The sequence below is a fragment of the Litorilinea aerophila genome, from assembly GCF_006569185.2.
GTDB lineage: Bacteria > Chloroflexota > Anaerolineae > Caldilineales > Caldilineaceae > Litorilinea > Litorilinea aerophila.
Map to the genome: position 1 here is coordinate 40204 of NZ_VIGC02000035.1, position 19573 is coordinate 59776.

A 19573-nucleotide genomic window follows, 5' to 3' on the forward strand; every position below is an offset into this window, starting at 1 on the left:
GCGCGAGAGAGAGTAACCTGAATTAGCGTTCATCTGCGTGGGTCAGCGTTATCATTTGACCTTTGTTTATCATTTGACCTTTGTGAAGTACCTTTGTGCAGTAGAGCCTATTGGCGAATTTCTGCCGGGATTTACTCGCCGTCAGGGTTGGGTGGAGATCTCCACGGCCTGCACCTCGGTGACCGCGCTGCCCTGGGAGCCTTCGCTCTCAGCCCGCAGCTCAAAGGTCACCGTCTGGGTGCCGGCATCCGCGGGGACATCCACGACGAAGTGGATGTAGGCCGTATTGCCCGGGCCGACATTCACCAGGACCAGTCGGTCGCCGGCGCAGACGCCATCCAGCCGGCAGAAGCGGCTGGGCCAGGGCCCCGGCCGCATGAGCAGGGCCACCAGGTTGTCCATGGTGTCGCCCGTGTTGGTCACCAGCACCCCGATCTGGCAGGCGCTGCCGGTGTCGCAGGTGTGGCGGGTGCCGTCATCCACTGCCAGGGCTACCCCGTAACGGATCACCGGTGTGGGCGTGGCGGTGGGTACCGTGGGCGTCCAGGTGGGCGTGAGCTGGGGCTCTGGTGTGAAGGTGGGCGTGTCTGTGGGCGTGGGCGTGGGCGGCAACAGGCGCACCGTGGCCGTGTAGACCCGGGAGGAGCCATCGGGGAAGACCACCATCAGGTTGTAGTGGCCGTCCCGGTCCTTGATGCATTCTTCCTTGCGGCCATGGCCATCCACGCCCAGGTTTTCGTAGTAGACCGCGCGCACATTTTCCACATCCCAGGTGACGTAGGTGCACTTGCCCGGCGGCAGCTCCGTCTCCTCGGGCGCAAAGTGGACCACGGGCGGCCCCAGCACAGGGGTAGCCGTGGGGGACGGGGTGGGGCTGGGCAGATCGCCGGGCGTGGGTGTGTCGAAGGCAATGACCACGATGGGCGTGGGTCGGCGGGTAGGCACAGGCAACTGCACGTCCACCAGGGGCGTGGGCGATCCCGTCGGCGCGGCCAGGGCCGGATCCAGGGTCGGCGTGGGCGTCACCGCGGGCGGAAAGGCCGGGCCAGGATCGCCCGGCACGTTGCCGCCCTGGCCCAGGGTGGGCGGCACAGGCGGCAACGGGGAGGCAGCCGGGTTGGCGGGGGGCTCGCCGGTGGCGGTCACCACCAGGTAGATCTGGGGCAAGGCCTGGACCGGCCCGCTGGCCAGGGTGTCCACCCGGCCCGGCTCCGAGGGCAGCCGGAAGAGCTCCCCGGCCAGCAGATTGCTGTTCACCAGTTGCCAGCCCACATACGCGGCGAAGGCTCCCCCACAGAGCAGGCTGACGGCGAAGATCAGGGCCGCGCCCAGCCAGGTCCAGGGGCGGCCCTCCGGTTCTGCCTCCGGGTCCGGAAACAGGTCGGCATCCGCCAGGGGATCTGCCAGGTCGTCCCCGGCCGGGGCAAAGGGTTCGCCGGCCACGCCCGTTGCTTCTGCCGGGGCGGCCCGGCGGAAGCGGGGACAGTAGCGGTGCCCGCCGGAGAGGCAGAAGGTGGCCTGATCGGTCAGGAGGATGCTCTCCCCCGGGCCGGCGGCCAGGCAGCGGTTCTCGAAGCTGGGGTACTCCACCGGCAGGTCCGGCTCATCCCGCGCGTTCACGCTCCCCAGGTAGGGGCAGTGGCCTGCGGATGAATGGGGGGGAACCGAAGGACCCACAGATGCCATTGGGATCATGCCCCTTTATGGTGCAGGCACTGCTCCGCGAAGCGGAGGGCCTCTTCGGGGGTCGAAACTTCACCAGCCGCCCGGGCCTCCTGGATCTTTTCCAGCAGCCGGCCGATCTGGGGACCGGCCGGCAGGTTCAGATGGAGCATCAGGGTATGGCCGTCCACCAGGGGGCGCTGCATGAGCGCGGCCAGCCCGTCCTCGCCAAAGGCAAAGTCCAACAATTCGGCCACGTGGCGCAGGTAGGCGTCCCAGTCGGGCGGCGGATCCTGGGCGTAGGTGGCCAGGTAATCGGCCAGGGCCAGCATGAGGATGTCCACGCCCACCTCGCCTTCGCCCAGGCGGTTGCCCGTATCTCGAAAAAAGCGGTAGCGGGCTCGCCGGCTGATGGGGCGCCGGGCGAAGGAGGCGTGAAGGAGGTGGGGCCGCATGTGGTGGGCCACCACCTTTTGGGCCAGGGTGATCTCGGGCCGGCTGAAGCGCAGCCAGGTAAGCCGCTCCTCGACCATGGAGGCACTGACCTTGTCGTGCCCCAGGAAACGGTAGCGGCGGCTCCGGCTCCTGGGGTTGGGGGTGGCGTCGTCCGGCGCGGCGGCGGGCAACTCCTCCACCGTGCGGGTGGCGGGCTTGCCCACGTCGTGGAAAAGGGCATACCAGATGAGCCAGTCCCGGCGGGAGCGGCCTGTGCTGGGGTGGTGGGCAAAGTGCTGGCGCAGGTGAAAGCGCCAGGGGGCCAGGGTCTCCACCAGGAGGGGCCAGGCCCCACCGGCGGGCAGCTCGGCGGTGCCGGCGATCCAGGCCCGCAGGTGGGCCATGTGCGTCAGGGTGGCCAGGGTGTGGGCGTAGACATCCTGGTAGTGGGGATAGGACTGCTCCACCCCCTGGGTGGCCGCCACTTCGGGCAGCACGTGGCGCAGCAACCCCAGGCTCGCCAGATCGGCGACGGTGGTCGCGGGCCGGTCGAAGGTGAAGGCCTTCCACAGCTCATCCCGGATCCGCTCCGGGCTGGCCAGGCGGACGGTGCCGGCCAGGCGCTGGATCTGGACCCGGGTCTCCAAATCCAGGGTGAAGGCGAACTGGGCCATGAAGCGCACGGCCCGCACCAGGCGCACGGCATCCTCGGCCAGGCAGTAGGGGCTCACCCGGCGCAGGATCCCCCGGCGCAGGTCCGCCTGGCCGCCGCAGGGATCCAGCAGCTCCATCTGCATGCCCCCAGATGCCGGTTGGGTGATGGCCAGGGCCATGGCGTTGATGGTGAAGTCCCGGCTGCGGAGATCCTCCTCGATGTGCTCGCCCCGCATGCGGGCAATGTCACAGATCAGGGGTTCGCCCTGGGCCGCGGTGAAGACCAGCCGGGCAACGTCCCGGGCCTCATCCAGGGGATAGAAGGCCCAGCCCAGGCGGTCGGCCACGCGACGGGCCAGGGGCAGCACCGGCTGATCCAGGACCAAGTCCAGGTCTTTGAGATGATCGTGACGTTGCAGCAGCAGATCCCGGACCACGCCACCCACCACATAGACGGGCTGCACTTCCCGCAGCAGGGCGGCCAGCAGGGCCTGAAACGCCGGGTGTCTGGGATGCCATTCCATAGGCGGCTTCATTTCCAACGACCGACGGACATCGATGACTGTACTGTAAACGAGAACCAGGCTGGTGGCAAGGAGCCCAAATCCAGCCGTCCTGGCTTCACGCTTGTCCCGACCGGCTGCGGTACAGGGTCGCCAGCAGGACGCCGGCCAGTACTGCCAGCCCGCCCAACAGTTCCCGGGGACCGGGGAAGGTGCCGAAAAGCAGCAGCGACCAGAGCACCGTGGCCACAGGGCTGACCGTCAGGACGATGGCGTGGATGCTCATGGTCAGGCGGCGCAGGGCCAGGTAGTACAGGCTGCGGCTGATGGCCACGTCCACCGTGCCCGCCAGGAGCAGCAGCGGCCATGCCGCCGGCGACGCCGGCCAGGTGAAATCGCCCATGGCCACGGCAAAGAGCAGGAGAAAGGCGGTAGTGGCCAGGAGGCGGAAAAAGAAAAAGTTCAAGAAGTCGATGTGGCCTCCATAGCGTTTGACGATGGCCGTGTGCAGGGCGTACATGAACGTGGAGGCCACCACCACCAGGGAGCCCAGCTGGAAATAGGAGCCCGGCTGGAAGGTGATCAGGAAGACGCCGGCCACAGCCAGGAGCGCGCCCCCCATCTGCACGGCGTTCAGCCGCTCCCGCAGCCAGAGGAGACCGAACCCCAGGCTGAAGAGGGTGGACATTTTGCCCAGCATGGAGGCCGTGCCGGCGTCGATGTAGCGGACCGCGGTATAGGTCAGGACGGTGCTGGCGGCGATGAGGAAGCCGATGGCCACGAAAAAGCCCCAATGCTGGCCCAGGGACGACCAGCGTAGCTGGCGGCGGTGGGCGGCATACAGGCCCACTTCCAGGGCGCCCACCCCCATGACGAAGAGAGACGAGAGGGTGGGTGCAAAGTAGGGGAGCAGGGCCCGGGCAAAGACGAAATGGAGGCTATCCACCAGCAGGAGCAGGGCCAGGAGGGAGATGGCCTGGCCGTTGGGCGCAGCGTGGGCGGCGAGCTGGGATTTTTGCATGATCGGTGGAGGGGCCGTCAGCCAGCGCTACTGGAGCCGCTTCACCTGGCGCTTCATGTAGACCATGAGCGCGTGCAGCCCCCGCAGGCGCTGGGGGGTGATGGCCTCCTGCAGCCCCAACAGGAGGTAGACATCCTCCGGCGTGGCCAGCACTTCCTCCGGAGAGGTGCCGTTCAGCCCTTCGGCCAGCACCGCCGCGTAGCCCCGCACGGTGGGCGATTCCTGCGGGATGTCCAGATAAAAGTGGACGTGGCCGTCCTCCAGTTCCGTGTGGAGGAAGACGGGGGTCTGGCATTCATGGACCTGCTCCATGGCATCCCGCTGTTCGGCCAGGTGCGCCGGGAGCTCGGGCAGGTCCATGGCGTATTCCAGCAGATATTCCAACCGTTCCCGGGGCGTGACCTCGCGGAACTCCCGGATGATGGTCTGCAGGCTGGGCGGGCACTCGGCGATCTTGTCCTCGTAGGACATTTCGGTGGTCATGATTGAGTTGTCTCCTCTGCGTTTGTGCGGTGATACCCTTTTGACGTTATGGTAAATCAGAGGGCCCGCTGCGTCAAAATGGGAGGGGTGCGAGCCCGTGGAAGCCCGGCTCAGCGTTATGTCAATTGGGGCAAGATTTGACAGATTGAAAAAAGCAGGCTACCATGGGGCACCACGGCGGGGAGCAACCCGCCGGCCGGTTAACCGGCACCAGATCCCTGCACCCACCTCGTGCAGGCGTCGACGCCCTGTGGATCTTACCGTAACCTGATCGTACCCACCACACTTCTACCGACCTCGACAGCCTGTTGAGGCGGACATTCAGTCGCACCCGGGTTTAGCCCAGCAACCTTTTGTGGAGCTTGGGGATACACACGTGTGTGCAAGGCGTGTGCTTCGCCAGGTCCCACCCAGATGAAGGTCAATTCCACACACAGTTGAGTTATTTCACACACGGTTGAGTTGATGCCATGACCACTGCGTACGAACTGACTGCCCAGGAGGTGGCCCCCGAGTCTATCTTGCGCCGGTGGACCCAAGCTGTGGTCCACAATTACCTGGTGCGCAAGCTCCTCAAGACGCTATTCACCATCTTCGTGGTCACCACCCTGATCTTCTTCCTCATCCGCCTGCTGCCAGGAAACCCCATTGAGCAATATGTGAACCAGCTGGTGGTCCAGTACGGCATGCCCATCCACGAAGCGCGGGATCAGGCGGCTTCCCTCTTCGCCATCAACCTGGACCAGCCCCTTCACATTCAATATTTCAATTATCTGAAAAACCTGCTCCAGGGGAACCTGGGCAACTCCATCCTTTCGCCGGGCACCAGCGTAACCAGCATCATCCTGCGCTTCCTGCCCTGGACCATCTTTAGCGTGGGCACGGGCCTGATCTTGAGCTTCATCGTCGGCATCCTCCTGGGGCTGCTGATGGCCTACCGCCGGGAAAGCCTGTTGGACCACGTCCTGACGGTGCTGGCCTCCATCTTCAGCTCGGTGCCCAACTACCTGACCGGCATCATGCTGGTGGTGTGGCTGGGGGTCCAGTGGAAACTGCTGCCCATCGCCCAGATGCGGGGCTCCCTCTCCTCCGGCATGCAGCCCTCCTTCAGCTGGGCCTTCATCCAGGATGCCTTCTTCCACGCCGCGCTGCCCATCACCACCTACGTCCTGACCACCATCGGCGGCTGGATGCTGAGCATGAAGAGCAGCACCATCGGCGTGCTGGGCGAGGATTATGTGACGGTGGCCCGGGCCCGGGGCCTGCGGGACTGGCGCATCACCACCGCGTACGTGGGGCGCAACGCCGCGCTGCCCCTCTTCACCCAGTTGACCATCAGCATTGGCTTTGTGGTGGGTGGCTCTTTCCTCATCGAGCAAATTTTCCAGTATCAGGGCATCGGCGGCATCCTGGCCGCGAGCATCGCCCAGCGGGACTACACGGTGATGCAGGGTGTCTTCCTGGTCATCACCCTGTCGGTGGTCTTTGCCAACTTCTTCGCCGACATCCTCTACAGCTGGCTCGACCCCCGCATCAAACTGGGTCGGCAGGACTGACCCACAGGGACAAACCCACAGGGCGAACCGAAGGGTGAACCGAAACGGACGAACGGAAACGGACGAAAATCCATGCGCATCATCAGCAATCTGCTCCATTCCATCGGGACTTCCTTGCAGTTGCTCACGTACAACAAGGTGGGCTTCGTGGGCTTCCTCTGTGTGATTGCCATTGTGCTCATGTCGTACGTGGGCCCCTACTTTGTCCCCCTGGACACCAAGACCAAGGTGGATCAGATTTATCAGCCCCCTTCCTGGGAACATTGGCTGGGCACCGACCACCAGGGGCGTGACATCTTCTCCCAGATCGTAAACGGCGGCAAGGACGTGATCTACGTGGCCGCAGTGGCGGCGCTGCTCTCCACCTTCATCGCCGTCACCTTCGGCACCCTGAGCGGCTTCGTGGGTGGGTGGATCGACAGCGTCATCATGGCCTGTACCGACATCGTCCTCACCATTCCCCAGCTCCCCCTGCTGGCGGTGCTGGCCGCCTTCATCTCCCTGAACAACCTGACCTTCCTGGGCGTGTTGCTGGGGATGCTGGGGTGGCCGGCCCTGCTGCGGGCCGTGCGCTCCCAGGCCCTCTCCCTGAAGGAACGGGACTTTGTGGAGGCGGCCCGGGCCCTGGACTTGGGCACCTGGCACATCGTCTTCCGAGAGCTGGTGCCCAACATGATGACCTACATCGTCATCAGCTTCACCCTGGCCATGACCGGCGCGGTCTACGCCCAGGTGGGCCTGGTCTTCCTGGGGCTGGTGCCCATCTCCAGCAGCAATTGGGGGGTGATGATCAACCTGGCGTGGGTGCGGGGCGCCATCTTCTTCAAGGACAGCATCTGGTACATCATGTCGCCGGTCGTGGCCATCGCCCTCTTCCAGCTCTCGGTGATCACCATGACCCGCTCGCTGGAGCTGGTCTTCAACCCCCGCCTGCGTTCCAATGAATAAGCCCGGTTCACGCCGGCAGTATCGATCCAACATGTCAACCCAACCCATTTGAGCCATACCCATGAGCCTATCGACCACTGAGTTGCGAAAAGATCCCGGGCAGCTTCCAGGCGACGGCCAGAAGCCTGCCCTGAGCCTGCAGAACGTCCACGTTATCTACCGCACCCGCCGGGGCAAGGTGCAGGCCGTGCGGGGCGTCTCCCTGGACCTTCAGGCAGGTGAGAGCCTGGCCCTCATCGGCGAGAGCGGCTCCGGCAAGACCACCCTGGGCCTGGCCATCGTTCAGCTTCTGGTCTCCACGGCCCGGGTGGAGCCGGGCACCATCATCTACCGGCGGGGCGACCGGGAGGTGGACGTCCTCCAACTCAAGGGGGCCGCCCTGCGGGAATTCCGCTGGCGCGACTGCGCCATGGTCTTCCAGTCTGCCCTGAACGCGCTGAACCCGGTGTTGCGGGTGTGGGACCAGGTGTGGGACACGGCCAAGGCCCATGGCTGGAACGACCGCAAGGCCGTCCATGAGCGCTTCCTGGACCTGCTGCGCTTCGTCCAGCTGGATCCCCGCCGGGTGATCTACGCCTTTCCCCACGAGTTGAGCGGCGGCATGCGTCAGCGCGCCCTGCTGGCCATGGCCCTCCTCCTGGATCCCCAGATCCTGATCCTGGACGAGCCCACCACCGCGCTGGACATCCTGACCCAGCGCACCATCATCGACCTGTTGCGCCGCCTCAAGGAAGAACAGCACTTCACCATGATCTTCATCTCCCACGACCTGGCCATCGCCGCCGAGCTGGCCGACCGGGTGGCCACCATGTACGCCGGCCGGGTGGTGGAGGTGGGCGCGGTCAACGACATCTTCTACCGGCCCCGCCACCCCTACACCCTGGGCCTGATCCGGGCCGTGCCCACGGTCACCGGCGGCTTCGAAGAGCTGGCCTCCATCCCCGGCTCGCCGCCGGACTTGATCAACCTGCCCGGCGGCTGCAAGTTCCACCCCCGCTGTCCCTTCGCCACAGAACGCTGCCACCACGAGGAGCCCGACCTGGAGCCGGTTGGACCGGGCCACCAGGCCGCCTGCTGGCACTGGACAGAAGTGGAAAAGGAGCTGGCCCGCAATCCCCTCCATCGGGGTGTCCCCCTGCAGGCCACCCAGGCCTCTGCCCAGGAAAGCCGGGAGGTGCAGTCATGACCCCGCCCCTCATCGAGCTACGCAACGTCACCAAACGATTTGGCCGTGGCGCGGAACAGGTGACGGCCGTGGACAACATCTCCCTGCGCATCGAACATGGCGAAACGGTCTGCCTGGTGGGGGAGAGCGGCTGTGGCAAAAGCACCACCGGCCGCATGATGGCCGGCCTCCTCCCGGTCTCCAGCGGCCAGATCCTGTTCCGGGGTGAGAACATCAACAGCCTGGACACCGAGCGCTACCGGGCGTTCCGTCGGGCCGTGCAGATCATCCACCAGGACCCGTACGCCTCCCTGAACCCCACCCAGACGGTGCGCCAGATGCTGGTGACGCCCCTCCTGCGCCATGGCAAGGCCCGGGACCGCAGCGGGGCTGAGCGGCGGGCCCTGGAGCTGCTGGAGGTGGTGGACCTGACCCCAGCCCGGGACTTCCTGGACAAGTATCCCCACCAGCTCAGCGGTGGCCAGCGCCAGCGGGTCTCGGTGGCCCGGGCCCTGACGGTGGAGCCCACCTTCATCGTGGCCGACGAAGCCGTCTCCATGGTGGATGTCTCCATTCGGGTCAGCCTGTTGAACATGCTCTCCCGCCTGAAACAGGAGTTTGACGTCACCTTCCTCTTCATCACCCATGACCTGGCCCTGGCCAAATACTTTGCCTGGCAGGGACGCATCGTGGTGATGTACCTGGGCCGCATCGTGGAGGAAGGACCCACGCCCCGGATCATCACCGACCCGCGGCACCCCTACACCCAGGCCCTGCTGGCCGCGGTGCCGGAAGCTGATCCAGAGCTGACCCACCGCAAACGGCAGATTCAGCTGCGCAGCGCGGAGATCCCCAGCCTGCTGGCCCTGCCCCCGGGCTGCACCTTCCACCCCCGCTGTCCCTACGCCGTGCCCGGGGAGTGCGACGTCCACGTGCCAGAGCTGGAGCCCATTCCCGAAGGTGGCAGCGTGGCCTGCCCCATCCGCAAAGGGGAGCCGATCCAGTTGATTGAGGTTTAACAGGAGGGCCCTGTTCCCATGCATCCCCAGATCGGCCGTGCCGGTTTTCACATCGGGTTCTACGTGGTGTTCGTCTCGGGCGGCCTGCTCTTCTTCCTGGAGCGGGGCAGCGCCGAGTTCGTCATCACGTCGTTCACCTTCATCCTTGGGCTGGCCTTCCTGGCGGCCATCGCCGTGGCCGTCCGCCTGGGCCAGCGCAAGCTATGAAGATAGCGTCCATCCCGTTTTGATGCTGTTCCATTCACACAAGAACCAGGAGGTACATCCATGAAACGACCCGTCTGGCTTCTATTGACCCTGATCCTGGCCCTGGCCTTGGGCGCCTGTGCCACACCGGCCGCGCCTGCGCCCGAGGGTGCGCCGGCGGCCCAGGAGGGGGCAGCCCCGGCCCAGGAAGGGGCCCAGGCCGGCACCGGCGGCGTGGCCGAAATCCATGTGGCCTGGCCCTACGCGGTGCCCCCCAATGGCCACTTCAACACCTGGGTCACCAACGGCATGACCCTGGGCATCTACCAGAGCCTGATGGAACCCCCGCTGTTCATGTACATGTGGGCCGACGGCAGCTGGATGCCCCTGGCCGGCACCGAGTGGCAATGGTTGGACGACACCACCCTCCAGGTGAAGCTGCCCGAAGGCGCCCAGTGGAGCGACGGCACCCCCTACACCTCCCAGGACGTGGTGAACACCTTCCTGGTCTCCCGCCTGCTCAACCAGGCCGTCTGGCGTTTCATCAACGACGTCACCGCGGTGGATGACACCACGGTCAACTTCACCCTCAACGAACCCTCCTCCACCGTGCCCCGGCGCATCCTGCGGGAGACCTACATCCGGGCTTCTTCGGTCTACGGCGAGTGGGCGGAGCGGGTGCAGGAGCTGGTGGACGCGGGCAAGACCCCGGACGACGAGGAGTGGAAGAGCCTGCTCCAGGAGTTCAACGAGTTCCGGCCCGACGACATGGTGGTGCTCGGCCCGTACAAGATCGACAAATCCAGCATCACCGAGTCCCAGATGATCCTGAATAAGGTGGAAACCTCCTTCATGGCGGACTGGGTGCACTTCGACCGCATCGTGAACTACAACGGCGAGACACCCACCATCACGCCCCTGGTCCTGGCCAAAGAGGTGGACTACGCCACCCATGGCTTCCCGCCGGCCACCGAGCGCCAGTTCATCGAGGAAGGGATCCGCATCATCCGCGCGCCCCTCTACTCTGGGCCGGCCCTCTACTTCAACCACAAGATCCACCCCTTTGAGCTCAAGGAATTCCGTCAGGCTCTGGCCTATGCCATCGACCGGGACGAGAACGGCTTCGTCTCCCTGGCCGAGTCCGGCCGCCGCCAGGTCTACATGAGCGGCATCTCCGACAACCTGCTGCCCAACTGGGTGGCACCAGAGGCCATCGAGCAGCTCAACCACTACGACTTCGACCGGGAGAAGGCCGAGCAGATCCTGACCGACCTGGGCTTCACCCGGGACAGCGACGGCGTCTGGCTGGATGACACGGGCGCACGCATGGAGTTCGAGCTGACCGCGCCGGCGGAATTCGCCGACTGGTCCGCCGCGGCGGAGAATCTGGCCGAACAGCTCACCGCCTTCGGCATCAAGACCACCTTCCGGGGCGTCAACTTCCAGCAGCACCCGGTGGACGTGGATCAGGGCAACTTCCAGCTGGCCATCCGCGGCTGGGGCGCGGGCAACCCCCACCCCCACTTCGCCTACAACTTCAACTTCCGCACCCACAACCAGCAGCTGGGCGGTGAAGGCAACCCGGATCTGCCGGGCATGTACTTCAACCTGCAGCAGAACACCGACGTAGCCGGGGAGCTGGACCTGGGCGCGCTGACCGACGCCGCGGGCTCGGGCAATGATGTGGAGCAGCAGAAGGCCGACATCACCACCCTGGCCCTGGCCTACAACGAACTGCTGCCCCAGATCCCCCTGTGGGAGCGCTACGGCAACAACCCGGTGCCCAGCGTCCGGGTCACGGGCTGGCCAGAGGACGGCGACCCCGTCTACCTGAACGGCCCCTATGCGGATCCGTTCACCACGGTGCTCATCCTCAACGGCACCCTCCGGCCGGCCCAGTAGGCCATCGGCCGGATCCTGCAGGGGACATTCCCCCTCCACCTTTGCCCGGTGATAGCAGGGCCGTACGGTAGGGGCGGGTTCAGAACCCGCCCCTACTTTCCTTTCTGATTCCAGGCTCTGGGGTGCGTTCCAAATTTCAGCAGTTCACGATTTCGACGCGGAGTCGGCATCCTCAGATGCCGACCCAGGCGGGACAGCGCCGTATCTGAGGATGCTCACTCCACAAATGGGCAACAATCGTGAAATTAACAAAAGCCTGGGGATGAATCCCCAGGCTCCGTGTCAACAAACCTGCTGAAGCAGGTTGGCACGCGCCGGCTGAACCGGCTTCCAGCCGGTTTGGTCCCCGCCAGGCGCAGATTTCAATCTGTGCCTACTACCAATTTGAGACACACCCGGCCCTGCCGCCAATTGCACCAGGATTTCAATCCGGCTACAATATCACCCATTACCACCCTTCATTCCAGGGCCGGCTGTCAACGGGTCGGCCCTGGCGAGCTGATCGGCAGCGTCCATGAACAACTTCCGTCTCCTGACTGCCGTGGGCGGCCTGGCCTACGTGGCCGTCGGCATGAGCTCACCACTGGTCACGCTCTACCTGGAGTCCCTCGGCGCCGACTACGCCCACATTTCCCTGATCCTGACCAGCTTCGTGGTCATGCTCCTGGTGGGCAACGCCCTCTGGGGGCGAATCTCCGATCGCCTGGGCCGGCGCAAGCCTCTGCTGGTGGGCGGGTTGGCCGGCCTGAGCCTGGCCTATACCCTCCTCAGCCAGGCGCCCAGTGTTCAATGGGCCTGGGGGACCCGGCTGCTGGAGGGCCTTTTCATGGCCGCCTACACCACCCTCAGCCTGGCCATCATGGGCGACCTGCTGGAGGGGCAGGGCACAGCCGGCCGCAACCGGAAAGGGCGGGCCATGGGCATCTACCGGGGCATCGGCTCCTTCTGCTTTGCCCTGGGCGCCATGGCCGGCGGGCGACTGGCCGATGCCTACTCCCTGCCGGTCACCTTCGTCGGCTGCGCCCTGCTCTACGGCCTGGCCGCCGGCACAGCCCTCTTTCTGCAGGAGGAAGCCCGGGGCAGGGATGTCCAGCCGACGCCCCGGCCCCAGGCGCAGCCCGTGCCTTCCCCTGGGTGGACCCGGGTCAGGGCCCTGCCCTACGCCTTCCTGGCCGGCGTCCTCTGCTGGACCGCCGCCCACGCCATGTCCGCGTCCATGTGGCCCAACTACATGGCCAGCCTGGGCTACAGCAAAACCGCCCTGAGCAGCCTCTGGGCCCTGGCCGCGCTGGTGGAGATGCCGGCCATGTACGCGGCCGGCGCCCTCTCCGACTTGACCGGGCGGGCCACCCTGCTGGCCGCAGGCGGCTTCGGCATCGCGCTGGTCAACCTGGGCTACATCACCGTGGCCCACCTCTTCCCCGCCCTGTTGGGCGTGCAGGTGCTGCGGGGCTTCGGCTTCGGCAGCTACACGGCCAGCGCCATGACCTTCACCGCCGAGGCCGGGGAGCAGCGCACCCGGGGCAGCAACAGCGGGCTCTTTTTCAGCGCCGCCAGCGCCGGTCAGCTCCTGGGCATGTTCCTGGGCGGCACCCTGGCCCAGTTCTGGGGCTTCGCCACCATGTACAGCGTCTGCGTGGCCCTGGCCCTGGCCAGCACCGTCTGTTTTCTCTGGCTTCGGGCCCATACCCCCCGCCCCAGCCAGGTGCCCAGCGGGGCCTGAAGGCAATCCATTCTTCGTGCCTTTGCGCCTTTGCGTTCAAAAACACCCTTTTTGCAGGAGAGTCATCGGCAAATTTCTGCCGGGATTTACCAGGATGGAATCGAACCATGACATTGAAACGTGTGGGGCTGGTGGGAACGGGCGCCATCGCCCGCCACCATGCCCGCCAATGGCAGAAACTGCCGGTCACCCTGGCCGGCTACTACGACGTCCGCCCCGAAGCGGCCCAGGCTTTCTGCGACCAGTTCGGCGGCCGGGCCTACCCCAGCCTGGATGCCCTGCTGGCCGACGTGGATGTGGTGGACATCTGCACGCCCGCTGTGGCCCACAAAGAGTGCGTCCTGGCTGCGGCCCGGGCCGGCGTGCCCATGGTCTGTGAAAAACCCCTGGCCCGACACCTGCAGGACGCCCGGGAGATGGTAGAGGCCTGCGACCGGGCCCGGGTCCCCCTGTTCGTGGCCCACGTGGTGCGCTTCTTCCCCCAGTTTGCCCGGGCCCATGAGCTGGTGGAGTCCGGCCTCATCGGCCGACCCGGCGTGGTGCGCACCATCCGGGCAGGCAGTTTTCCCCGCTTCGGCGGCAGTGAATCGGGCAAGATCTACGGCAACTTCGCTCTGAGCGGCGGCGTGATCCTGGATGTCTGCATCCACGACATCGATTTCCAGCGCTGGTGTTGCGGCGAGGTGGAGCGGGTCTTCGCCCGGGGGCTCACCTTTGCCGGCCACCCGGAACGGGATCACGCGCTGCTGACCCTGCGCTTCGCCAGCGGGGCCATCGGCCACATCGAGGGAAGCTGGGCCCACCCACCGGGCCAGTTCCGCACCCGGCTGGAACTGGCCGGCGACCGGGGGCTGATCGAGTGGGACTCCACCCAGCCCCAGCCCGTCCAGGCGGCCCAACTGGATGAGAACGGCACCGTCCACCGCACCACAGCCAGCCCCCTGGCGCCCGAGGACGACCCCTACTGCGCCGAGCTGGCCCATTTCCTCCACTGCCTGGAAACGGGAGAGCCGTTCCGGGTCTCGCCCCACGACGCGCTCATGGCCGTCCAGATTGCCCTGGCCGCCATTGCCTCCCTGCGCCGGGGCGAGCCGGTGGAGGTGGCCACTTTCCAGGAGGATGCCCCATGAACGGCCCAACCCTGCGCATCGGCATGATGAGCTTCGCCCATGGCCACGCCAACAGCTACGCCGCCTGCCTGCAGCAGGTGCCGGGCGTGACCCTGGCCGGCATCTACGACACCGAGCCCCAGCGGGGCCAGGACGCGGCCCGGCGCCTGGACGTGCCCTTCTACGCCACCGCGGACGAGCTCCTGGACCAGGGGTTGGACGGGGTGATCGTCTGCTCGGAAAATGCCAACCATCGTCCCATGGTGGAGGCCGCCGCGGGCCGGGTGGGCCACATCCTGTGCGAGAAGCCCATTGCCACCACCCTGGCCGACGCCCAGGCCATGATCGACCGGTGCCAGGCTACCGGCACCGCCCTCCAGATCGCGTTTCCCGTGCGCTTCGCCCCGCCTGCCCAACATCTACGGGAGGTCCTGCGCCGGGGCGAACTGGGCCAGGTCTACAGCGTCCAGTGCACCAACCATGGACGTATGCCCGGCGGCTGGTTCACCGACCCCGCCCTGGCTGGCGGCGGCGCAGTCATCGACCATACCGTCCACGTCATCGACCTGCTGCGCTGGTTCTGGGAGACAGAGGTGGTGGAGGTTTACGCTGAGGTGGGCCGGGGGCTGCTCCACCCGGAGCTGGCCATCGACGACGCCGGCCTCCTCTCCTTCACCCTGGCCAACGGCGTCTACGGTACCCTGGACACCAGCTGGTCCCGCCCCCCAAGCTACCCCACCTGGGGCGATGTCAAAATCGAAGTGGTGGCCGAGAAAGGGGCGCTGGTGGTGGACGTCTTCCAGCAAGTCCTCGCGGTCAGTTCAGAGCAGTGGGGCCAGACCCGCTGGATCCCCTGGGGCAGCAACATGGACCTGGGCCTGATTCAGGACTTCGTGGCCTGCATCCGGGAAGGCCGGCCGCCCTCCATCACCGGCCACGACGGCCGCCAGGCGCTGGAGGTGGCCCTGGCCGCCTACCACTCGGCGGAGCTGGGGCGACCGGTGCGGCTGCCCCTGGCAGCAGAGGCCACCTGACACCTGGCGGTGTAAACAGAGCAACGGGTGCGTGGTGCGTGAACCCGCATGCGTACCACGCACCACGCATAAAGCATGATCCATGAGGAGCGACCCATGAACAATGACTTACCCCTTGCCCGCCCCGCCCTTCGTCTGGGCACCTCCACCTACTCCTACTGGCATTTCAAGCCGCCCCGCACGCCCATCGAAACGGTGCTGGAAGAGGCCCACAAGCTGGGGCTGGCCGGCGTGGAGATCCTCCACCGCCAGATGGAGAGCGAAGAGAACAGCTACCTCCAGCGGCTGAAACGGCTGGCCTTCCAGCTGGGGCTGGACCTCTACAACCTGAGCATCCACCAGGACTTTGTCTGGGCCGAAGCCGAAGAGCGGGAGAAGCAAATTGCCCACACCCTCCACTGTATCGACCTGGCCCACGAGCTGGGCATCCCCTCCATCCGGGTCAACTCCGGGGGCTGGCGCAAGGGCGGCTCCTTTGACGAGCTGATCCAGGCCAAAGGCTGGGTGGATCCCTGGCCTGGCTACACGAAGGAGGACGGCTTCCGCTGGTGCATGGACGCCATCGCCGCCTGCCTCCCCCACGCCGAACGCCAGGGCGTGATGCTCCTGCTGGAAAACCACTGGGGCCTCACCACCTTCGCCGACGACATGGCCCACATCCTGGAGACGGTCAACTCCCCCTGGCTCAAGGCCATCCTGGATATGGGTAACTTCTACTTCGAGCCCGACATGTACGCCGCCATGGCCCGCATCGCCCCCCACGTCTGGCTGGCCCACGCCAAAACCTACTTCGGCGGCGGCACCTGGTACACCCTGGAGCTGGACTACGCCCGGGTCTTCCGCATCCTGCTGGACGCAGGCTTCCAGGGCTATGTCTCCATCGAGATGGAAGGGGCCGAGCCGGCCGAAACGGCCATGCCCAAGTCCGTGGCCATGCTCCAGCAGGCCTGGCAAGAGGCCGTGGCCTCCCCTGAAGAGGGTTGAGCAGGATGACAGGAAGGAGCGAAACCCCATGACGCAACCCCTGGAACTGGTTCTCATCGGCGCGGGGCAGCGGGGCGCATATGCCTACGCCTCCTACGCCCTGGCCCACCCGGAGGAAGTTCGCTTCGTCGCTGTGGCCGAGCCGGATCCCATCCGCCGCCGGCGCTTTGCCGAAGAACACGACCTGGACGACAGCCGCTGTTTCGCCAGCTGGGAGGAACTCATAGCCGCCGGCCAGTTGGGCCAGGGCGCGCTGGTCACCACCCAGGACCAGCTCCACGTGGAGCCCGCGGTGGCCGCCATGGAAGCTGGCTACCACGTCCTCCTGGAGAAGCCCATGGCCCACACCCTGGAAGGCTGCGTGCGCCTGGTGCAGACGGCCGAACGCACCGGCCGCATCCTCCAGATCTGCCATGTCCTGCGCTATTCCCCCTTCTGGCGCAAGCTTCATCAGATCTTGGAGGAAGGCCGCCTGGGGGAGATCATCACCGTGGAGCACCGGGAAAACGTGGCCTACTGGCACATGGCCCACAGCTTCGTGCGGGGCAACTGGCGCAACGAAGCCCTCTCCAGCCCCATGATCCTGGCCAAGTGCTGCCACGACCTGGACCTGCTCTTCTGGAACCTGGGCCGCTGCAAGCGGCTGAGCTCCGTGGGCTCCCTGCTCCACTTCCGGGCCGACCAGGTGGGCCCCGAGATCCCGAACCGCTGCACCGACGGCTGCCCCATCGAGCCGGAGTGTCCCTTCTCCGCCCCGGGCATCTACCTGGAATACCGCCCCTTCCGCCGGCTGGTGGAGCGGGCGGCGGAACGGGGCATCGACCTGGAGCGCCCCAACGTCTGGCCCTTCACCGTCCTCAGCCACGACCTGAGTCGGGAGGGCCGGCTGCGGGCCCTGCAGACCGGCCCCTACGGCCGCTGCGTCTACCGCTGTGACAACGACGTGGTGGACCACCAGGTGGTGACCATGGAGCTGGAGAGCGGCGCCTCGGCTGTCCTGGTCATGCACGGCCACTCCCACGAGGAGCACCGCTCCATGCGCTACGACGGGACCCGGGCCACCCTGCGGGCCCGTTTCGGCGACCCCTCGGAGATCACCATCCACCACCACGCCAGCGGCCGGGTGGAAGAGGTATCCCTGGAGGAGGGGGGCGGCGGCCACGGCGGCGGCGACCACGGGGTGATGGCCAACTTCGTGCAGGTGCTCCGGGGGCAGGCCGAGCCCCTGACCAGCGCCCGGGCTTCCCTGGAAAGCCACCTGATGGCTTTCGCCGCGGAAGCAGCCCGGCGCCAGAACCGCATCATCGAGATGGACGAATTTCGAGCCCAGGCGGAGGCCCTGGCCCAACAGGAAGGGGCGTCGCCATGACCACCGCAACGACCACCGTAGCCGAATTTCTGGTCGCCTGCCTGCACGACGCGGGGGTCCGCACCGTCCACGGGCTGCCGGGCGGCGAGGTGGTGGAGATCCTGGACGCGCTGCGCCGCCGGGGCATGGACTTCGTCCTTACCCACCACGAATCGTCCGCCGTCTTCATGGCCGACGCCCAGGCCCGGCTCACCGGCGTGCCCGGCGTGGCCCTGACCACCCTGGGCCCGGGCGCCACCAACGCGGCCATGGGCGTGGCCCACGCCTACCTGGACCGAGCGCCGGTGTTGCTCATCACCGCCCAGAAGCCGGATAGCCTCCTGCCCGGCTACACCCACCAGGTGGTCGACCTGCAGGCCTTCTTTGCGCCCATCACCAAGGGCACCTTCAAGGTCAACCGGGAGAACGCGGGCCAGGTGATCCCCCAGGCCCTGGCCCTCCTGCAACAGGGCCGCCCGGGCCCGGTCCACCTGCAGGTCTCCAACGAAGACGCGGGCCAGTCCTTGGCATCCCCCCCCATGTCCACAGCCCGGCCGACGGCCAGGGTGGCGCCGGCGGGAGACACGCTGGCCCAGGCCCGCTCCCTGCTGGCCCAGGCCCGACGCCCACTCATCGTGGCCGGGCTGGGCCTGGAGCCGGAAGCCCCCTACGATCCGCTGCGGGAGCTGGCCGAAGCCCTCCAGGCCCCGGTGATCGCCACGCCCAAGGCCAAGGGTTGCCTGCCCGACGACCACCCCCTGGCCGGCGGGGTCATCGGCCTGACCCGCACCGACCCGGCCTATGCGCTGGTGGACGAGGCAGATTGCATTGTGGCCGTGGGCTTCGATGTGGTGGAGCTGGTCAAGCCGTGGGAACAGCCCGCGCCCCTGATCTGGCTGGCGCCGTGGCCCAACCAGGACCCGACCCTTCCCGCGGCGGTGGAGTACGTGGGGCCCCTGGCCCCTGCCCTGCAACAGCTCGCCGACGGCCTCTATCAGCCGGATTCAGCCTGGGGCGCAAGACGGGTGGCGGCCTTCCGCACGGTGGCGCAGGAAGCGCTGACGCCCCGGGGAAAGGCCCGGGGAGAGCGGCTTCTGCCCCAGGCCGTGTTGCAACGGCTGCGGGCCCACGCCGCCCGGGACACCCTGATGGTGGTGGATGTGGGCTCCCACAAGATCTACAGCTCCCTGGCCTGGCCCACCCTGGCCCCCAACCGCTTCCTGCTCTCCAACGGCCTCTCCAGCATGAGCTATGCCCTGCCCGCGGCCATCGCCGGCAGCCAGGCCCTGGGCGGCGCGCCGGTGCTCTGTCTGACGGGCGACGCGGGCCTGGCCATGGCCCTGGGGGAGCTGGGCGTGCTGGCGCAGCGCCGTCTGCCGGTGATCGTGGTGGTCCTCAATGACGGCGCCATCGACCTGATCCGCTCCCACCAGGTGCGGGCCGGCAAGCCTGTCTTCGGCACCGAGTTCACCAGCCCCCACTTCGCCCAGATCGGGGCTGCCTACGGCCTGCGGGCCAGCCGGGTCCACCACGAGGCGGAGCTGGATCGGGCCCTGGCCCAGGCCTTCCAGGAGCCGGCGCCCACCCTGATCGAGGTGATGCTGGACCCGGTCACCTACCCCACCACGCCGCCCGCCTTGCGGGGCGCAGCGGGTTGACGGACCGGTCTCCAGTTTCATGGATACAGATAGCTCTGCTGCAAAAAGGTCAAATGAGGACGCTGATATGTCTCGGTAACAATCGACAAAACGGCACCTCTGATCCTTGAGAACCGAATAACACTTCCTGAACGGCGTGCGGGGCGACCGCGCAAAGCTGGCTAGTTGCTCCGGCCGCTTCCT

Annotated in this window: 16 protein-coding genes; 12 read left to right on the forward strand and 4 right to left on the reverse strand. The window is 66.7% G+C overall.

What is annotated here, in order from left to right; genetic code table 11:
* Positions 1-141 precede the first annotated feature (141 nt).
* The 4 genes from FKZ61_RS20450 to FKZ61_RS20465 form a co-directional block, all read right to left on the reverse strand.
* The gene (locus FKZ61_RS20450; RefSeq protein ID WP_141612004.1) at positions 142-1686 is read right to left on the reverse strand and encodes a hypothetical protein; all 1545 of its coding nucleotides are present in this window, start codon (positions 1684-1686) and stop codon (positions 142-144) included.
* A 5-nt stretch (positions 1687-1691) separates the two neighbouring features.
* Complete coding sequence (locus FKZ61_RS20455) at positions 1692-3275, reverse strand: HD domain-containing protein (RefSeq protein ID WP_170200087.1); 1584 nt, start codon at positions 3273-3275, stop codon at positions 1692-1694.
* Between the two features lie 97 nt (positions 3276-3372).
* The gene (locus FKZ61_RS20460; protein WP_141612006.1) at positions 3373-4275 is read right to left on the reverse strand and encodes a DMT family transporter; all 903 of its coding nucleotides are present in this window, start codon (positions 4273-4275) and stop codon (positions 3373-3375) included.
* Between the two features lie 27 nt (positions 4276-4302).
* Complete coding sequence (locus FKZ61_RS20465; RefSeq protein ID WP_141612007.1) at positions 4303-4758, reverse strand: SufE family protein; 456 nt, start codon at positions 4756-4758, stop codon at positions 4303-4305.
* Positions 4759-5228: 470 nt separating this feature from the next.
* On the opposite strand from FKZ61_RS20465, the gene FKZ61_RS20470 reads away from it, so the two are divergent.
* The 12 genes from FKZ61_RS20470 (at position 5229) to FKZ61_RS20525 (ending at position 19390) form a co-directional block, all read left to right on the forward strand.
* On the forward strand, positions 5229-6314 hold the full coding sequence (locus FKZ61_RS20470) for an ABC transporter permease (protein ID WP_141612008.1): 1086 nt from the start codon (positions 5229-5231) through the stop codon (positions 6312-6314).
* Positions 6315-6386: 72 nt separating this feature from the next.
* Complete coding sequence (locus tag FKZ61_RS20475; protein WP_211358659.1) at positions 6387-7262, forward strand: ABC transporter permease; 876 nt, start codon at positions 6387-6389, stop codon at positions 7260-7262.
* 61 nt (positions 7263-7323) lie between these two features.
* Positions 7324-8448 carry an ABC transporter ATP-binding protein gene (locus FKZ61_RS20480; RefSeq protein ID WP_141612009.1) on the forward strand — a complete coding sequence of 375 codons (1125 nt, stop codon included), beginning with the start codon at positions 7324-7326 and terminating at the stop codon, positions 8446-8448.
* Complete coding sequence (locus tag FKZ61_RS20485; RefSeq protein WP_141612010.1) at positions 8445-9446, forward strand: ABC transporter ATP-binding protein; 1002 nt, start codon at positions 8445-8447, stop codon at positions 9444-9446. Before FKZ61_RS20480 ends, FKZ61_RS20485 begins: the two co-directional genes overlap by 4 nt.
* Before the next feature lie 18 nt (positions 9447-9464).
* Positions 9465-9653 carry a hypothetical protein gene (locus FKZ61_RS20490; protein WP_141612011.1) on the forward strand — a complete coding sequence of 63 codons (189 nt, stop codon included), beginning with the start codon at positions 9465-9467 and terminating at the stop codon, positions 9651-9653.
* A 60-nt stretch (positions 9654-9713) separates the two neighbouring features.
* Entirely contained in the window at positions 9714-11534 is a 1821-nt protein-coding gene (locus FKZ61_RS20495) for an ABC transporter substrate-binding protein (RefSeq protein WP_211358660.1), read from the forward strand.
* Positions 11535-12048: 514 nt separating this feature from the next.
* On the forward strand, positions 12049-13257 hold the full coding sequence (locus FKZ61_RS20500; protein WP_141612012.1) for an MFS transporter: 1209 nt from the start codon (positions 12049-12051) through the stop codon (positions 13255-13257).
* A gap of 107 nt (positions 13258-13364) precedes the next feature.
* Positions 13365-14387 carry a Gfo/Idh/MocA family protein gene (locus FKZ61_RS20505; protein ID WP_141612013.1) on the forward strand — a complete coding sequence of 341 codons (1023 nt, stop codon included), beginning with the start codon at positions 13365-13367 and terminating at the stop codon, positions 14385-14387.
* Positions 14384-15400: a Gfo/Idh/MocA family protein gene (locus tag FKZ61_RS20510; protein ID WP_211358661.1), complete on the forward strand. Its 1017-nt coding sequence runs from the start codon at positions 14384-14386 to the stop codon at positions 15398-15400. The genes FKZ61_RS20505 and FKZ61_RS20510 overlap by 4 nt, the downstream gene beginning before the upstream one ends.
* A 96-nt stretch (positions 15401-15496) precedes the next feature.
* Complete coding sequence (locus FKZ61_RS20515; protein WP_229964339.1) at positions 15497-16384, forward strand: sugar phosphate isomerase/epimerase family protein; 888 nt, start codon at positions 15497-15499, stop codon at positions 16382-16384.
* A gap of 28 nt (positions 16385-16412) precedes the next feature.
* Positions 16413-17753: a Gfo/Idh/MocA family protein gene (locus FKZ61_RS20520; RefSeq protein WP_141612014.1), complete on the forward strand. Its 1341-nt coding sequence runs from the start codon at positions 16413-16415 to the stop codon at positions 17751-17753.
* Positions 17750-19390 (forward strand): thiamine pyrophosphate-binding protein, encoded by a 1641-nt coding sequence (locus FKZ61_RS20525; protein WP_141612015.1) that lies wholly within the window; start codon positions 17750-17752, stop codon positions 19388-19390. The genes FKZ61_RS20520 and FKZ61_RS20525 overlap by 4 nt, the downstream gene beginning before the upstream one ends.
* Positions 19391-19573: the final 183 nt, after the last annotated feature.

Coding starts and splice junctions, on each gene's coding strand:
- FKZ61_RS20465 (WP_141612007.1), bottom strand. CDS start 4,758: ATGACCACCGAAATGTCCTACGAGGACAAGATCGCCGAGTGCCCGCCC.
- FKZ61_RS20510 (WP_211358661.1), top strand. CDS start 14,384: ATGAACGGCCCAACCCTGCGCATCGGCATGATGAGCTTCGCCCATGGC.
- FKZ61_RS20525 (WP_141612015.1), top strand. CDS start 17,750: ATGACCACCGCAACGACCACCGTAGCCGAATTTCTGGTCGCCTGCCTG.
- FKZ61_RS20485 (WP_141612010.1), top strand. CDS start 8,445: ATGACCCCGCCCCTCATCGAGCTACGCAACGTCACCAAACGATTTGGC.
- FKZ61_RS20470 (WP_141612008.1), top strand. CDS start 5,229: ATGACCACTGCGTACGAACTGACTGCCCAGGAGGTGGCCCCCGAGTCT.
- FKZ61_RS20520 (WP_141612014.1), top strand. CDS start 16,413: ATGACGCAACCCCTGGAACTGGTTCTCATCGGCGCGGGGCAGCGGGGC.
- FKZ61_RS20505 (WP_141612013.1), top strand. CDS start 13,365: ATGACATTGAAACGTGTGGGGCTGGTGGGAACGGGCGCCATCGCCCGC.
- FKZ61_RS20455 (WP_170200087.1), bottom strand. CDS start 3,275: ATGGAATGGCATCCCAGACACCCGGCGTTTCAGGCCCTGCTGGCCGCC.
- FKZ61_RS20460 (WP_141612006.1), bottom strand. CDS start 4,275: ATGCAAAAATCCCAGCTCGCCGCCCACGCTGCGCCCAACGGCCAGGCC.
- FKZ61_RS20475 (WP_211358659.1), top strand. CDS start 6,387: ATGCGCATCATCAGCAATCTGCTCCATTCCATCGGGACTTCCTTGCAG.
- FKZ61_RS20500 (WP_141612012.1), top strand. CDS start 12,049: ATGAACAACTTCCGTCTCCTGACTGCCGTGGGCGGCCTGGCCTACGTG.
- FKZ61_RS20490 (WP_141612011.1), top strand. CDS start 9,465: ATGCATCCCCAGATCGGCCGTGCCGGTTTTCACATCGGGTTCTACGTG.
- FKZ61_RS20515 (WP_229964339.1), top strand. CDS start 15,497: ATGAACAATGACTTACCCCTTGCCCGCCCCGCCCTTCGTCTGGGCACC.
- FKZ61_RS20450 (WP_141612004.1), bottom strand. CDS start 1,686: ATGGCATCTGTGGGTCCTTCGGTTCCCCCCCATTCATCCGCAGGCCAC.
- FKZ61_RS20480 (WP_141612009.1), top strand. CDS start 7,324: ATGAGCCTATCGACCACTGAGTTGCGAAAAGATCCCGGGCAGCTTCCA.
- FKZ61_RS20495 (WP_211358660.1), top strand. CDS start 9,714: ATGAAACGACCCGTCTGGCTTCTATTGACCCTGATCCTGGCCCTGGCC.